Source organism: Methylobacterium sp. C33D (assembly GCF_053345825.1).
Window position 1 is genome coordinate 25381 of record NZ_JBKFAV010000009.1, and the last position, 14735, is coordinate 40115.

A 14735-nucleotide genomic window follows, 5' to 3' on the forward strand; every position below is an offset into this window, starting at 1 on the left:
GTCGATTCCGCCATGTCAGTGCGCCTCCTCCCGGATGGGCAGGGTGAAGTAGAAGGTGGCGCCCGCGCCGAGCCTGCCCTCGGCCCAGGTCCTTCCGCCGTGGCGCTCGACGATGCGCCGGACGTTGGCGAGGCCGATGCCCGTGCCCTCGAACTCCTCGACCCGGTGCAGCCGCTGGAAGACGCCGAACAGCTTGTCGACGTAGGCCATGTCGAAGCCGGCGCCGTTGTCGCGCACGAAGTAGACCGCCTCGCCGTCCCGGGGCGGGAGGCTGCCCATCGCGATCACCGCCTCCGGGGTGCCGCGGGTGTACTTCACGGCGTTCGACAGCAGGTTCTCGATGACGAGCCGCAGCATCACCGGGTCGGCGTAGGCCCGGCCCAGCGGCGCGATCTCCCAGCGCAGGGTCCGGTCGGGGGTGACGTCGCGCAGGACCTTCCGGCGGACCTCCTCGACCAGGGCGTTCATGTCGCCCCAGACCTTGTTGAGGGCGTGCCGGCCCATCTGCGAGAAGCTCAGCAGGCTGTCGACCAGGGTGCCGGCCGAGAAGGCCGCCTCGATGATCGTCTCCACGTAGTGCCGGCCCTTGTCGGAGAGCTGGGCGCCCTCGCGGGTCTTGAGCAGGTTCGCGTAGCCGACGATGTGGCGGAACGGGGCGCGCAGGTCGTGGCTGACCGAGTACGAGAACGCCTCCAGCTCCTTGTTCGAGCGCTGCAGCTCCTCGCTCATGGCGGCGAGCTCCTCGGCCCGGCGGAGCACGATGCCGAGCACCGAGGCGCGCAGGTCCTTGGCGGCCTCCACCTCCGGGTCGGACCAGGGCAGGGAGCGGCCCTGCACGGTCTCCTTCCAGATCTCGAACGACTTGCGCGGGTGGAGCCGGTCCGGCCCGCCCTCCGGATCGGGCCGGACCGCCTTCACGGGGTTGCCGCCCCACTTCACCGTCCGCACGACCTCGGGCCTGAACCAGAGGATGTAGCTCGCGTACTTCTTCGAGACCGAGATCGCCAGGAGGCCGCTCGCCCGGTCGGCGAAGGCGCCGGCGGCCGGGAACGCCTCCGACAGCGACTCGGAGACGAAGACCTCCTCGGCATCGTCGCGCTCGGACAGCCACCGGTAGAGGGCGCGGACCTCGCGCTCGGCCGGCGTCGCCCCGAGCAGCCGGCAGCGGTCCGCCGTCACCACCGCGGCGCCGGTCGCGTCCACCAGGGCCAGGACGTCGTCGGGGTGGTTGAGCAGGCCGTCGACGAAGCTGTCCTCCTCGGCCATGAAGGCGAGGAGGCGCGCCTGCACGGCGCCCAGCGCCAGCCGCTTCTCGGACTGCGCGCCGCGCTCGCGGGCCGAGAGCTGCAGGGCGAAGATCTGGGTGAGCACGTCGCAGGCGTTGCGCGCCTGGAGGGGCACGCGCTTGGGCGCGCGGTTGTGGCAGGAGATCAGGCCCCAGAGCGCGCCGTCCACGAGGATCGACACCGACATGGACGCCATCGTGCCCATGTTGCGCATGTACTCGACGTGGACCGGCGAGACCGAGCGCAGCACCGACTGGCTGAGGTCCAGCGGCCTACCGGAGGGCGTGGTGGCCGGACGGATCGGCACCGGAACGTAGCCGGCATCGGGAATGATGCGCAGGCGGTTCCGCCGGTAGAGCTCGCGCGCCTGGACGGGGATGTCGGAGGCGGGGAAGCGCAGGTCGAGGTAGGAGGGCAGGACGCCGTTGCCGGCCTCCGCCAGCACCGTGCCGTGCCAGTCGCGGTCGAACCGGTAGACCAGGGCCCGGTCGAGACCGGTGATCTGGCGGATGTCCTCGGCGACGAACTGGCAGAGGTCCTCGACGGTGCGGGCGGTCTGCAGGCGCTCGACGAAGGCCCGCAGGCGCGGGGTGAGCACGTCGACGCCGATCTCGGCCGCGGCCGCGTCGATCTCCTCCAGTTCCAGCACGACGAGATCGTCCACCCGGTGGGCCGCGACCTCGTAGGCCTGGCGCCGGCCGGCGGTCTCCAGCGTCACGGTCCGGAGATAGAGGGCGCCGTCCTGGGGCTCCGCCCCCTCGAGATGGTGGCGGACGACGGCCGCGAGGTCGGGCAGGGCCGCGTCGAGGACGGTCCCGACCGCGGCCGCCGCGGGGGCGTTGGCGCTCGCCTGGACGATGGTGAGGGACCGGGCCTCGAGGCCGAGCAGGAACCCGTGCGGCTGGACGCTGCCGACGATGTGGATGGGCTCGCGGTCGCACGCGGTCAGGTCGAGACGCTGGGCCGCGCCGCTTCGAAGGTTCAAGCCGGGATTCGCCTCCTCACCGGGTCGGCCGCGAAATGTAAAGCGTGTTAACAGTCCAACCGGGCGGCTCCTATAGGCCTAAAGCACGGGCCGGGACGGCGCGCCCCGTCCGCGCGCGGGCGCCGCGGGGTCTCCGGAGGGGCTCAGAGGGCGGGCGCGATCGCATCCGCCCCCGCGCGCGACGCCAGGTCGCACGGCGGGGCTTCCGGCAAGGTATCCGGCAAGGCATCCGGCGGTGCCGCAGGCGCCGCGCCTGCGGACCGGGCGGGCGGACACGCGAAGCGTGGATCGCGGAGCCTGGATCGCGGGGCTCCTTCGGCGCGGAGCCTCTTCGGCGCGGGGCGCCGCGCCGTCAGCCGCGTCCCAGCGCGTAGAATTCCGGGTTGGGCCGCATGTTGCTCACGTTCGCCAGCCGGTTCGACAGGCCGAAGAAGGCCGCGATGGCGGCGATGTCCCAGGCATCCGCGTCGTCGAAGCCGTGGGCCCTCAGCGCCGCGAACGCGGCCTCCCCGACCTGGTGCGCGGACTGGCTGACCAGCACGGCGAAGTCGAGCATCGCCTTCTGCCGGTCGGTGATGTCGGCCTTGCGGTAGTTGATCGCCACCTGATCGGCGATCAGCGGGTCCTTGGCGCGGATCCGGAGGATCGCCCCGTGGGCGATCACGCAGTACTGGCACTGGTTCATGGCCGAGGTCGCCACCACGATCATCTCGCGCTCGGCCTTGGTCAGGTTGCTGGGTCGGTCCATGAGGGCATCGTGATAGGCGAAGAAGGCCCGGAACTCGTCCGGACGGTGGGCGAGCACCAGGAACACGTTCGGGACGAAGCCGGACTTCTCCTGCACCGCCGCGATCCGCGCGCGGATGTCGTCCGGCAGCGTCTCCAGGCGGGGGATCGGGAAGCGGCCGATCGGGGCGTCTTCGGCTGACACGGGCGCGCTCCTCGCAGATCGTCGCGGCTCGAGCCGGCGCCCGGGGCCGCCGGCCATCCCGGGCAGCCGATAGACCGAACGGTCCCGTCGCCGCAATCGCGCGCGGTCGGGCGAGGTTCGGCCCCGGGGAGGAGCGTGGCGCGCTATGATCGGGCGATGCTTCGCCACCGCGATGCTCGCGTGACGGGGGCCGCCGACGTGACGTCTCGCGACGCGCTCGCCTACATCAGAGGGCGCTGGCCCGACGCGGATGTCCCCGCCGGCGAACCGGAATGGATCCTCTTCGAAGTCAGCAAAGCCCGGGACGCGGTTCTGCGCATCGTGGAGATCTTCGCCGACGGACGGATCGCGCGAAACAGCATCGCTCTGGAGGAGAGGAGCGGCAGTCCCTGTCCGTCGCTCATCGATTGTTCGACGGTTGTCGCGTTCTCAGAGGTGCCGGTGACCGAAATGACCCGAAGCGAATTCGAGCATTTCTGGTGCAGGGGGCGCGACACGCCGGTCTGGTTCGGCAGTAAAACCGAGACGTAAATACTTCGACCGCTCATCAGCGAAGATCTTCGAGAGAGACCGTTGCCGGACGTGGCGTCGCTCGCGCCCGTATCGCCCCTTGGCGGCAGAGACGGACATCCGCCGCGCGGAGCGTAAGGATCCGCGCGCAGCGCCGACGGCGATGTTTCATCACGGCCTCGACCTGACGCCGCGACCCGACATGGCAGCTCGGTCGGCCTCAACTCTGCCCGAAAGCTTCCGTTCGGTCCGTCGGAGATTCGGCGGTGCGCGTGAGGGCGCGCCGCGGGGAGGATGGTGTGCCGCGACGGATGACGCCTTCGCCGAAGCGCCCGCCGCCATGGGGCGGCGGACCGAGGCCCGTCTCCCACCGGGGCCGACGGTTGCCGAACCCGCCTTGCCACTGAGCCGGAGGCGTGACCGGGCCGTCTGAAACCCGCTCGCCGATCCCTCACCGGCGACGCGCCGGTTCTCACCCCGCCCCGCACCGACGGATCCAACCCGCGAGCCCGACAGCCGTGCGAACACCGCCCACGACCCGCGTCCCGCGCCTGGCCCTGCTCCTGACGACGATCCTGTCGGCAGCCCTCGCGTCGGCCCCGACGCGTCCGGCCCGGGCCGACGACAGCGTCGCGGCCCTCGCGGCCGGCGGCCTCGTCTTGGAGAGGACGGACCGGATCGCCCTCGTCTCCGAGGACCTCTTCCTGTCCGAGAAGGCGGTGCGGATCGCCTACCGCTTCCACAACCTGACCGACCGGGACATCGAGACGACGATCGCGTTCCCGATGCCCGACATCTCCGGGGGTCCCGACGCGATGCTGAGCATCGCCGACCCGAAGCACGACAACTTCCTCCGCTTCACCACCGAGGTCGACGGCCGGCCGGTCGAGTCGCAGGTGGAGCAGCGCGCCTTCGTCACGCAGGCCGGCAAGCCGGAGGTCGAGGTGACCGGGCGGCTGAAGGGCCTCGGCATCCCCCTCGTCCCGACGGTCGAGGCGACCGAGGCCGCCCTGGCGGCCCTGGGCGCGGATCAGCGCCGCCGCCTCGTGGCGGACGGCCTCCTGGAGGCCCAGGACATGGGCAACGGCACGACGAGCCTGTTCCCGGTCTGGACCCTGAGGTCGAAGTTCTGGCGCCGGCAGGTCTTCCCGGCGGGACGCGACGTCGTCGTCCGGCAGAGCTACGTTCCGGGCCTGGGCGGCCTCTCCAGCCTGTCGTTCGGGACCCCGACCGAGGGCGCCGACGAGCGGGCCGAGTACGCGCGGAAATACTGCACGGACGCCGCCTTCCTGAAGGCGGCCCAGGGGCTTGCCCGCAGGATCGAGGCGGCGGGCGGACGGGGGATCCAGGCCTTCGAGCAGTACCTGTCCTACGTGATCACCTCCGGCGGCAACTGGGCCGGGCCGATCGGCACGTTCACGCTGACCGTCGACAAGGGGGATCCCGCGACGCTCGTGTCGTTCTGCGGCACCGGCGTCCGCAAGACGGGCCCGACGACCTTCGAGAGCGTCGCGACGGATTACGTGCCCCGGCGCGACATCGACATCCTGCTGCTCAAGACCACGACGGGCCGATGAGCGGCGACAGGCCGGCCGGCCGACCACTTCGAGACCGCCACAGGAGGGATTCCGTGCATCTCCGAGCCCATCCGGGGCGCCCGAGCCCGCGACCCATCCTCCGATCGATCCTCCGATCGATCCTCCGACCGGGCCTCGTCGGCGCGCTCGGCGCGCTCTGCACCGTCGGCGCCCGGGCCGCGCCGGCCTGTCCCGCGCAGGACTTCCCGCGCTTCCTGGCCGCCTTCGCCGACGACGTCGCGGTCCAGAAGGCCTTCGTCACCGTGCCGCTGCGCAGCGACGCGATCGATCCCGAGGCCCAGCCCGAACCGAAGCCCGTGACGACGATGCTCGGCGCCGACGCGCTGCGCTTCCCGCTGATGCCGAGCCTCCGGAAGCAGAGGGCGGACGGCCTGAAACAGGCGCTGAGCGCCGCGGGGGCCGACGCGATGCGCGTCAAGCTGTTCAAGCCCGATACGGGCCTGCAGATCACCTACACGTTCCGCCGAACGGCCTGCTGGACGCTCGACCGGATCGAGGATGACAGCCTGTGAGCGCGGCCGCGCCGAGAGCCCCCTTCGCGGAGCGCCCGATCTCGCGGCCGCCGCGATGGCGGGCGGCGTTCCGCATGCTGGCGCTGGGCCTCGGCGTCAGCGCCGGCGTCCCCGTCGCCCGGGCGGCCGCGGACTGCGCCGGGATCCGGGACAGGGTCGAGACGCTGATCTGTGCCGACCCCGCCCTGACGCGGCTGGACGAGGAACTCCGGCGCCTGTTCGACCGGATCGTCGGCGAGACGCGCGGGGTCGACGGCGAGACCGGCCAGACGGTCGACACCTTCGGCGAGGACCACGCGCGCTGGCGCGCGCGGGTTCGCGACGCCTGCCCGGACACGGCCTGCCTGACGCGGGCCTACACCGCGCGGATCGCGCAGGTCCGGCGCGACTGGAGCCGGGCGCTGCCGGACACGCCGGCGCCGCGGCACGTGGTCAACGCCCGTTTCGGCTTCTCCGTCGACGTGCCCGCCGACCTCGTCGCGGAGCCGCCGCCGGACAACGGTGACGGGCAGAGCTTCCGCTCGGCCGACGGCCACCTGCACCTGACGGTGTCGGGCCTGAACGCCGTGCTCGACGAGGATCTCGACGCCGTCGTGGCCGCGGATCGGAAGACTTGCCTGCGGCAGCCGCCCGAGTACGCGGCGCGCAAGCCCGGCTGGATCGTGCTCTCCTGCACGACGGCGGCCGGGATCCTGTACCGGAAGACCCTGCTGGCGGGCGGCCGCGGCGGCGCCTTCGTCACCCTGCGCGTCCGCTACCCCGCGGCCGAGCAGGCGCGCTGGCAGGCGGCCGTCACCGCGGCCGCGACCTCGCTGCGGCTGACGGAACCGGGCCGGAGCGCCCGCTGACGGGGGCCCGGACGCCCCCGGACGCCCCCGGTCAGCGCGAGAAGGTCGTGGCCGTCTGCGCGGTCGACACCATCATGTTGTAGTCGTTCACGATCCAGGTCACGTCGCGCCCGGCGCCGCGCCGGGCGTCGCCCCTGGCCTTGGCGAGCTTGTCGTCGAACTCGCGCAGCTTGCCCAGGAGCGCGCGCGGCCGGCTCTCGAACACGTGGAAGGCGTTCGGGTTGGCGGCGCTGTACCCGTCCATGTCCTTCACGGCGACGGCGTAGCGCCCGAGGGCGGCGTCGAAGGCCGCCCTGTCGACGACCGGCTTGGCGTCGGTGGGCAGCAGGTCCATGACCTTGCGGCAGGCGGTCATCACGTTCGCGACGTGCCAGCGCGCCTTGCGGCCCTCCCGCGCCTCGAGGGCGGCGAGTTCCAGCGCGTCGCTCGTCTCCTTCTCGACCCGCAGCGCGGCCTCGACCCGGGCGCGCGCCGCCAGGAAGGCCGGCCCCGCGACGGCGAGCTTGGCGTGGAGCGCCTTGCCCTGCTCCATCTTGTCCGCGCGGTAATCCTGCCGCTCGTAGTAGCCCTCCGCCTCGGTGACCGTCGGGGCGAGCACCCGGTAGGCGGCGATGTAGGTCTTCACGGCGCCGTCGAGCTCCGGCATCGCGGGCGGCTGCGCCGTCGCGGCCTCCGCCTTCGCGATCTCGCCGCGCACGTCGTAGAGCCCGTAGAGACCGTAGATGGTCCGCTCGCGGCCGGTCGGGCCGGTCTTCATGTTGACCCAGCTCTGATAGCGGCTGAGCGATTCCTGCGCCCGCAGGGTCCGGTTGAGGAGCCCGACATAGGCGTTGAGCTTGCGGATCGTCTCCTGAGCGGGATCGCTCTCGGCCCTGCTCGCCGGCCCCGCCGGCACCGGGGCGGGGTCCTGCGCGGGGTCCTGCGCGCGGGCCGGGGCGGCGGCGAGCAGCGCCGCCAGCATCAACCCAGTCGTCGTTCTCAGGGCCGTGGCTCTCATGGGCGCGGGGGATCCTCCGGATGGGTTCAGCCCCTGTAGCCGGCGTCCGGCGCGGAGACCAGATGCGGCAACGGGTGTCTCGCGCCCAATAGATCCCTCCGGATCGACAGCGACGCGTCTATCGGCGCGATCGGCGATCACATCACCGATCATCGGTACCGAGGCGATGATCTCGCGCAGACCCGGAGGTCGAGGCCGGGAAAGTCTATCGCGGCGCCCGGAGGCCGCGCCGCGGACCTTCGGCACGATCCGCCTCGTCCCGCGGCGGCGGATCGGGTAGAGGATCGGGCGATGCTCGACGGCCATCCCCGCATCCTGGCTGACCTGCGCGCCCGGCTGGCCGAGCCGCACCGGGTCTATCACGGCCAGGCGCATATCGACGCGCTGCTGGCGGCGTTCCGCGCCCGCCGCGGGACGGTCCGGCATCCCGACGCGGTGGAACTGGCGATCTGGTTCCACGACGCCGTCTACCGGCCGGGCGCGGCGGACAACGAGCGCCGCAGCGCCGCGCTCCTGCGGGCGCTGCCGGAGGGCGCGGTCCCGGCGCCCACGCTGGCGGCGGCCGAGACCATGATCCTGGCGACCGAGCGGCACGCCGTCCCGGACGGCCTCCCGGCCGCGCTCGCCGCGGACGTCGCGCTCTTCCTCGACATGGACATGGCGATCCTGGGTGCGGCACCCGCCGCCTACGACGGCTACGCCGCCGGCGTGGCGCGGGAATTCGTCCCGGTCGTGGGCGCGGCCGCCTACCGGCAGGGGCGCGCGGCCTTCCTGCGGGGGGCCCTCGCATCCGGCCGGCCGCTGTTCGCCACCGACCGGGCCCGGGCGGAGCTGGAGGGGCCGGCGCGGTCGAACATGCGGCGGGAGCTCGCGGCGCTGGGCCGGCGAGCCGCGGCGGCGCGGGACCCGGTCACGGATCGATGAGGTGCGGCACGAACCGGGCCCGGTCGGTGGTGATGAGGCCGTCCGACTCGCGCACGCACAGGCCGGCGGGCCGGTCGCCGACCATCCAGCTGCCGACCAGCGCGCGGCGGCCCGCGAAATCGGGCAGTTCCGCCAGCGCCTGCCGCACGTAGCCCGCGCCGCCGTAGGGCCCCGCGCCGCGCGCCGCGACCGCGCCGTCGCGCACGATCAGCACGTTGGCGCCCTCGCGCCCGTAGAGGGGCTTCCTCACGAAGCTCCGGCCCAGCGCGGCCTTGGCCGGATCCGCCTCGAAATAGGTCGGCAGCAGGTTGGGATGGCCCGGCGCCATCGCCCAGAGATGGGCCAGCAGCCCCTTGTTGGAGAGCACCGCCTTCCAGGGCGGCTCCAGGAACCGGGTCGCGGCCGCGCCGACCGCGCGGCCGAACGGGTCGGCGAACATCCACTCCCACGGGTAGAGCTTGAACAGGCAGCCGATCGGGGCGCCGGCCGCGTCCACGAAGCGCCCGTCCGCGTCGAGCCCGATCGCCTCGACCGGCAGGAAGGGGGCGGGGCGGCCGGCCTGGAGCGCGCAGTCCTGGAGATAGGCCAGCGTGCCGCGATCCTCCGGCGCGTCGGGGAAGCCCGCGAAGGCGACGCCCTCCGGGGGCGCCACGGCGGCGAGGCGCGCCACCAGCGCCTCGTGCAGGGTGTTGAACTGGTCGGCGCCGGCGGGGAGGCGCCCCCGCGCCAGCCCGTCCTCCAGCCACAGCCACTGGAAGACCGCGCTCTCGTAGAGGGCGGTGGGCGTGTCGGCGTTGTACTCGAGGAGCTTGGCCGGCCCGTCGCCCCCGTAGCTGAAGTCGAAGCGCCCGTAGAGGCTGGGATCGCGCCGCGCCCAGCTCGCCCGGATCGCGTCCCAGGCGTGCTCGGGGATCCGCAGCGAGCGGAGGATCGCCGCGTCGCGGACCGCCCGGTCCACGAAGGCGAGGCAGAGGTCGTGCAGCGCGGCGCTCGGCGCCTCGATGGCGTCCTCGATCTCCGCGAGGCCGAAGGCGTAGGCGGCGCTCTCGTCCCAGTAGGGGGCGCCGTCGAACGTGTGGAAGGTGAAGCCGGCCCGCGCGGCGTGCTGGCGCCAGTCGGGCCGCTCCGGGATCGGCACGCGGCGCATCAGCCGCCGCCGGATCCGCCCGCGCGGCCGCCCGAGCCCCCGGAGAACGCCGTCGCCCGCCCGGTGCCGCCGAAGCCGCCGCGGCTGATCGTGCGCGGGGTCGCGCTCGTGGTCCGGGCGACCGAGGCGGGGACGTGCACCCGCGAGGCGCCGCCCGCGTAGGCGACCCGCCCGCCCGCACCGGTGCAGTAGCCGCCCCCGTGCCCGGCCGTCGCGGCCCCGGCCTCGTCGCGCGCCTCCTCGGGCGCGTGCGGGTAGAGCGGCTGGACCGGCAGGTCCTGCGCGTCCGTGCGCCCCATCATGAAGGCGGCCATCACCGGCAGGTAGCGGCCGCGCGCGGCCTCCGTGACCTGCGCGCCCGGGGTGCAGCCGCCGGTCCCGTGGTGGCGCTGGCAATCGGCCTCGGTCTCGTAGCGCGGCGCCGTCGCCGCGTAGGTCTCCTGCGCGCTCTTGTAGGCGGCGATGCAGGCCTCGGCGCCGCGCAGCTGCTGGGCGATGCAGGCGCCGAGCGTCCCGTAGACGAGCGCCTCCTCCTCCCGCTGGGACGGGTCGAGGCCGCCGAGCGTCAGGGCGGCCGCGCCGGCGCCCGCGACCAGGACCAGCGACACGGCGGCCGAGCGCTTGGCGCGGCGGGTGGCGGCGAAGCCGGCCCCGGGCCCGCCGGAGGCTGCGTCCAAGGCTGCGTCCAAGGCTGCGTCCAAGGCTGCGTCCAAGGCTGCTTCGGGACGTGGCGCGGTCTCCGTCACCGGCCGCTCAGTAGGTCATCGAGGCGGCGTTCACGACGCCGCCCGCCAGCGAGGCCGCGCCGAGGAGGATCGCGGCGGCGGCGCGGTCCTCCTCGATGCGCCGCGACAGGTCCGGCACCGCGAGGCGCACGAGCCAGTAGATCGCGATCTGGATCACCAGGGCGATCAGCCCCCAGATCAGGCAGTCGAGCAGCGACCGCGCGTTGTAGACCGCGACCGCCAGCGGCAGGGTGAAGCCGACGAGGCTCCCGCCCAGCGCGACGGCGGCGGCCGTCACGTCCCGGCGGATCAGCGCGAGCTCGTTGTGCGCGGTGGCGAGGGTGTAGATCAGCAGGTAGAGGCCGATCAGCCCGGTCGCGGTGCCGAGATAGAGCAGGAAATCGGGCAGCCCGGAGACCAGGGTCACGCAAGACCCGCCGTCTCGCCGGTCCCGATCGTCGCGCGCGCCGCCACCGGACAGGTCTTCCGGTCGAATCGCCCGACGCGCGAGGCGTATGTCGGGGCTGATTGCTGCGCGCGGGACCGATTCACACGCGCGAATCCACGCAATTTCCCGCGCGATGTCAAGCTTGTCGCGGATTTCAGGGAGTTAGACTGGCGGCAATACGCGCAGGGCCCGCCTCGGAGGACCGGCCGCTACCAGACCAGCCGCTCGATCACCGCGTCCGGATGCACCGCCTGCCGGCCGAGCCATTCCGCCACGTCGCCCAGGCGGTGATGGGCGGCCGTGACGCCGAGTTCCTCCGCGTGGATGCCGCGGGCCACCAGCAGGCTGGCGATGCCGAAGCCGCGGGCGCCCGCGATGTCGGTGCGGATCGCGTCGCCGATCGCCAGGACCCGCGCCGGGTCCACCGGGGCCCCGGTGAGCGCGGCCCCGGTGAGCGCCGCCCCCTTGGCGAGCGCCGCCTCGTAGACCGGGCGGTGCGGCTTGCCGGCGTAGACCACGGGGCCGCCGATCTCCGCGTAGGCCGCCGCGAGCAGGCCCGCGCAGGGGATCAGGCGGTTGCCGCTCTCCACGACGAGGTCGGGATTGGCGCAGATCATCGTCAGCCCGCGGGCCGCCAGGCGCTCCAGCTCCGGCCGGTAATCGTCGGGGGTCTCGCTGCGGTCGTCGAACAGGCCGGTGCAGACGACGAGGTCGGCCTCCGTCTCCGGGACGAGGCTGAGGTCGAGGCCCTGGAAGATGCCGAGGTCCCGCTCCGGCCCGAGATGCCGGATCCGCGCGCCCGGGCGCGCGGCGATCAGGTCGTGGGTGAGGTCGCCCGAGGTCAGGATCGCGTCGTAGGCCTCCCGCGGCACGCCGAACCGGTCGAGGATGCGGCCGACGCCGTCGCCGGGCCGGGGTGCGTTCGAGACGAGGACGACCCGGCGCGGCCGCGCGCCCGGAAGGCCGCGGAAGCGGATCAGCGCCTCGCCGGCGGCCGTGTGGGCCTTCTGGCCGTCGTGCAGCACGCCCCAGACGTCGCAGAGGATCAGGTCGTACCGGTCGGCGACCTCGGCGAGGCCCTGGAGGGTCGGGATCGGCGCGGGGGTGGTGCTCATGGGAGGTCCTGGATGCAAAAGGTCCGGGACCTTTTGTGGGAGCGGGGCAGAGCCCTGCGATACAGCAGGGCCGCGCCCTGACAACCCGCCGGCGCGCGCGGCCCTCCGGAAACCGCTTACGGGCGCCCCGCCGGTCCCAGCCGGTGCTCGGCGAAGAAGTCGAGCATCGCCCGGGACGCGTCGGGTCCCTCGGGATCCGTGTAGCTGCCGTCGGGGCGGCCCCCGGACCAGGCGTGGCCGGCGCCGCGCACCCGCCAATCCTCGACCACGACCCGGCCCGCCTCGTCCCGGTAGCGGGTGCGGGTGAAGGGGTGGCCGCGGCCCTCGAAGGTCTCCGACCGGGGCGTCAGCCCGGCGACCTTGGCCTGGGCCAGCACCTGGTCGGCGTTGCGCACGCTCACCGTGCCGTCGTCCTCGCCGTGGAAGATGATCGTCGGCACGCGGGTGGCGGGCGCCGGGGTGCCGAAGGCCGTCGATGAGCCGAGGCCCGGCGCGCCGACCTGCATGGCCATCAGCGCCGAGCCGAGATCCCGGGCGCAGCCGGCCGCGAGGCCCGAATGCACGCCGACAGCGGCGTAGAGATCCGGGTAGGCGCGGGCGATGTTGAGGGCGGCGGCGCCGCCGGCCGACAGGCCGGCGACGTAGACCCGGGCCGGGTCGATCGGGTGCTCCGCCATGATCGCGCGGGTGAGGCCCGCGATGATCGCCGGCTCGCCCGCGCCGCGGCCCTGGTCCCGGGGCTCGTACCAGTTCCAGCAGCGCTGGGCGTGGGCTTGGCGGCTCTGGGCCGGGTAGGCCACGAACACGCCGGCGCGCTCGGCGAGGGTGTTCATGCCGGTGCCGGCGGCGAAATCGTCCGGGTTCTGCGTGCAGCCGTGCAGCATCACGATCAGCGGCGCCGCCCGGTCCGGGTGGCTCGGGATGAACAGCTTGTACTCGCGGGTGCCGGCGGGCTCGGCATGGGTCAGGGACACGAAGCGGCCCCCGGTCGCGCCCGCCCGGTCGGCCGGCGGCGGGGCCGGCGGCCGGAGCGGGTTGCCCAGGCCCTTGAGCACCGGCGCGAGGCCGCGCACGACCTGCCCCACCACCTCGCGCATCCGCGTGCCGGACTCCGCCGCGGGATTGCGCGCCTCGGCGGCCGGCTCGTCGCGGCGTGCGGGAGCGTGCTCGGCGGGCACGGGCCTCTGGCCCCCGAGGCTGCGCTGGATGAGGGCAGTCGCCTCCTCGAGCCGGCCGAGGCCGGTCAGGCGGGTGGCCTCGATCATGTCGGCGAAGGGTGACGGGCCGGTCTTGTCGTCGCGCCGTCCGTCGCGACTGCCGAAATCCTCGGTCATGCGTGCGCGCCTCACTGCCTCAGCATCTCCGCCACGGCCGGATCCGGCGCGCCCGCGCCGGCCCCTGAGGACCGCACCGGCACCGCGCGGGCCAGCCTCCGTCACCCCGCGAGGGGGTCCGTCGACGGCGTTTTGTGCATTGCAATAAACACCCCTGTGCGATGCGGCAACAGCCGGCGCCGCGCGGCAGGCGTGCGGATCGGAGAGCGGGTCGGACCGGCGGATCAGGCCGGATCGTCCGCCCCGATATACTCGGCCCAGATCGCGGCAGGACCGAGGCTCGCGCGGAAGCTGTCATGCCGGGCGCGCTCTGCATCCGTGAGGCGAGACCGGTAGGGGCGGGGCGCCGCCGGAGCCGCCGACGCCAGGGCCGCCGAGCCGGCCGCGGAGCCGGCCGCCGGGGCGGCCGTCTCCGCCTCCAGGAGCCCGAGGCTGGTCTGCTTGCCGCCGAGCAGCTCGACGTAGACCTCGGCGAGGATCTGCGCGTCGAGGAGCGCCCCGTGCTTGGTGCGCCGGGTGTTGTCGATGCCGTAGCGGCTGCAGAGGGCGTCGAGGTTGTTGGCCGCGCCCGGGTGCTTGCGCCGGGCCATCGGCAGGGTGTCGACCACGTCCTCCAGCCGGATCGGCGGCGGGGCACCCGCGCCGAGCCGGGCGTATTCCATGTTGAGGAAGCCGACGTCGAAGGGCGCGTTGTGGATCACGAGCCGCCCGTCGCCCAGGAAGGCCAGCAACTCGCCGACGATCTCGGCGAAGAGCGGCTTGTCGGCGAGGAACGCGTCCGACAGGCCGTGGACGTTGAACGCGCCCTCGGAGACCGGCCGCTGCGGGTTGCAGTAGCGGTGGAAGGTCCGGCCCGTGGGGATGTGGTTGAGGAGTTCCACCGCGCCGATCTCGATCAGCCGGTCGCCTCCCTTCGCCTCCGTGCCGGTGGTCTCGGTGTCGAGGACGATCTCACGCAGCATGGGTCTCGCGGCTCGCGGGGGGGTGGGGGCGGACCCTAGCGGGATAAGCCCGGACGGTTAACCCGCCCTGCACGGCCGTCCCCGTCCATCGGCCCGTCCATCGACCCGTCCACCGCCGCGCCGACCGCCCCGCCTAGCGGGAGGTGTTGCGGTAGACGCAGACCGGACCCCGGTCCTCGTAGCCGCCCGGGCAGGCGGTGACGCAGGCCCCGGCCGCGAACTTCTTCGGCGGCGGGCAGCTGGCGGCGTACTGGGCCCGCGCGGGCACGGCCGCCAGCAGCAAGACCGGCAGCACGAGAAGGGCCGCGGCCCGGATGCCGCCGGACCGAACCGGATCAATCCCGCCCGAGCGCCGCGCCATCACGTCCATCCCGCCGTTCGTGTTCCCACCGGAACACAACCGCAGATATTCA

General features: G+C 73.6%; 15 protein-coding genes. 5 read left to right on the forward strand and 10 right to left on the reverse strand.

Features of this window, described 5'->3' with window-relative positions; translation table 11 throughout:
* Positions 1–15 precede the first annotated feature (15 nt).
* Both ACLBXO_RS08875 and ACLBXO_RS08880 read right to left on the reverse strand, forming a co-directional pair.
* Complete coding sequence (locus tag ACLBXO_RS08875) at positions 16–2271, reverse strand: ATP-binding protein (RefSeq protein WP_331316118.1); 2256 nt, start codon at positions 2269–2271, stop codon at positions 16–18.
* Between the two features lie 352 nt (positions 2272–2623).
* Positions 2624–3202, reverse strand: coding sequence for a peroxidase-related enzyme (locus ACLBXO_RS08880; protein WP_447685147.1), 579 nt, complete (start codon positions 3200–3202; stop codon positions 2624–2626).
* Between the two features lie 135 nt (positions 3203–3337).
* Between ACLBXO_RS08880 and ACLBXO_RS08885 the strand changes: the two genes are divergently transcribed.
* The 4 genes from ACLBXO_RS08885 to ACLBXO_RS08900 all read left to right on the forward strand — a co-directional run bounded on the left by ACLBXO_RS08885 (position 3338) and on the right by ACLBXO_RS08900 (position 6670).
* Complete coding sequence (locus tag ACLBXO_RS08885; protein WP_447685148.1) at positions 3338–3733, forward strand: hypothetical protein; 396 nt, start codon at positions 3338–3340, stop codon at positions 3731–3733.
* A 497-nt stretch (positions 3734–4230) separates the two neighbouring features.
* Entirely contained in the window at positions 4231–5289 is a 1059-nt protein-coding gene (locus ACLBXO_RS08890; RefSeq protein ID WP_447685149.1) for a DUF4424 domain-containing protein, read from the forward strand.
* A gap of 53 nt (positions 5290–5342) precedes the next feature.
* Positions 5343–5822: a hypothetical protein gene (locus tag ACLBXO_RS08895; RefSeq protein WP_331316125.1), complete on the forward strand. Its 480-nt coding sequence runs from the start codon at positions 5343–5345 to the stop codon at positions 5820–5822.
* Positions 5819–6670, forward strand: coding sequence for a hypothetical protein (locus tag ACLBXO_RS08900; protein WP_447685150.1), 852 nt, complete (start codon positions 5819–5821; stop codon positions 6668–6670). Before ACLBXO_RS08895 ends, ACLBXO_RS08900 begins: the two co-directional genes overlap by 4 nt.
* Before the next feature lie 31 nt (positions 6671–6701).
* Here ACLBXO_RS08900 and ACLBXO_RS08905 read toward each other — a convergent pair whose 3' ends face one another.
* Positions 6702–7667 (reverse strand): YiiG family protein, encoded by a 966-nt coding sequence (locus ACLBXO_RS08905; protein WP_447685151.1) that lies wholly within the window; start codon positions 7665–7667, stop codon positions 6702–6704.
* Positions 7668–7958: 291 nt separating this feature from the next.
* Here ACLBXO_RS08905 and ACLBXO_RS08910 point away from each other — a divergent pair, with 291 nt between their 5' ends.
* Positions 7959–8591, forward strand: coding sequence for an HD domain-containing protein (locus tag ACLBXO_RS08910; RefSeq protein ID WP_447685152.1), 633 nt, complete (start codon positions 7959–7961; stop codon positions 8589–8591).
* Here the strand turns inward: ACLBXO_RS08910 and ACLBXO_RS08915 are convergent.
* The 7 genes from ACLBXO_RS08915 to ACLBXO_RS08945 all read right to left on the reverse strand — a co-directional run bounded on the left by ACLBXO_RS08915 (position 8578) and on the right by ACLBXO_RS08945 (position 14692).
* Entirely contained in the window at positions 8578–9738 is a 1161-nt protein-coding gene (locus ACLBXO_RS08915) for a glutathionylspermidine synthase family protein (RefSeq protein WP_447685153.1), read from the reverse strand. The two genes, ACLBXO_RS08910 and ACLBXO_RS08915, sit on opposite strands and share 14 nt — an antisense overlap.
* On the reverse strand, positions 9738–10415 hold the full coding sequence (locus ACLBXO_RS08920) for a DUF1190 domain-containing protein (RefSeq protein WP_447685154.1): 678 nt from the start codon (positions 10413–10415) through the stop codon (positions 9738–9740). Before ACLBXO_RS08920 ends, ACLBXO_RS08915 begins: the two co-directional genes overlap by 1 nt.
* Before the next feature lie 76 nt (positions 10416–10491).
* Positions 10492–10890 carry a DUF350 domain-containing protein gene (locus ACLBXO_RS08925; protein ID WP_447685155.1) on the reverse strand — a complete coding sequence of 133 codons (399 nt, stop codon included), beginning with the start codon at positions 10888–10890 and terminating at the stop codon, positions 10492–10494.
* A gap of 230 nt (positions 10891–11120) precedes the next feature.
* The gene (locus ACLBXO_RS08930) at positions 11121–12026 is read right to left on the reverse strand and encodes a TIGR01459 family HAD-type hydrolase (RefSeq protein WP_447685156.1); all 906 of its coding nucleotides are present in this window, start codon (positions 12024–12026) and stop codon (positions 11121–11123) included.
* Between the two features lie 116 nt (positions 12027–12142).
* Positions 12143–13360, reverse strand: a complete 1218-nt coding sequence (locus ACLBXO_RS08935) for an extracellular catalytic domain type 1 short-chain-length polyhydroxyalkanoate depolymerase (RefSeq protein WP_447685157.1) — start codon at positions 13358–13360, stop codon at positions 12143–12145.
* Between the two features lie 224 nt (positions 13361–13584).
* Complete coding sequence (gene dnaQ, locus ACLBXO_RS08940; protein WP_331316135.1) at positions 13585–14322, reverse strand: DNA polymerase III subunit epsilon; 738 nt, start codon at positions 14320–14322, stop codon at positions 13585–13587.
* Positions 14323–14455: 133 nt separating this feature from the next.
* Positions 14456–14692 (reverse strand): hypothetical protein, encoded by a 237-nt coding sequence (locus tag ACLBXO_RS08945; protein WP_331316136.1) that lies wholly within the window; start codon positions 14690–14692, stop codon positions 14456–14458.
* Positions 14693–14735: the final 43 nt, after the last annotated feature.

Coding starts and splice junctions, on each gene's coding strand:
- ACLBXO_RS08905 (WP_447685151.1), bottom strand. CDS start 7,667: ATGAGAGCCACGGCCCTGAGAACGACGACTGGGTTGATGCTGGCGGCG.
- ACLBXO_RS08945 (WP_331316136.1), bottom strand. CDS start 14,692: ATGGACGTGATGGCGCGGCGCTCGGGCGGGATTGATCCGGTTCGGTCC.
- ACLBXO_RS08915 (WP_447685153.1), bottom strand. CDS start 9,738: ATGCGCCGCGTGCCGATCCCGGAGCGGCCCGACTGGCGCCAGCACGCC.
- ACLBXO_RS08910 (WP_447685152.1), top strand. CDS start 7,959: ATGCTCGACGGCCATCCCCGCATCCTGGCTGACCTGCGCGCCCGGCTG.
- ACLBXO_RS08930 (WP_447685156.1), bottom strand. CDS start 12,026: ATGAGCACCACCCCCGCGCCGATCCCGACCCTCCAGGGCCTCGCCGAG.
- ACLBXO_RS08935 (WP_447685157.1), bottom strand. CDS start 13,360: ATGACCGAGGATTTCGGCAGTCGCGACGGACGGCGCGACGACAAGACC.
- dnaQ (WP_331316135.1), bottom strand. CDS start 14,322: ATGCTGCGTGAGATCGTCCTCGACACCGAGACCACCGGCACGGAGGCG.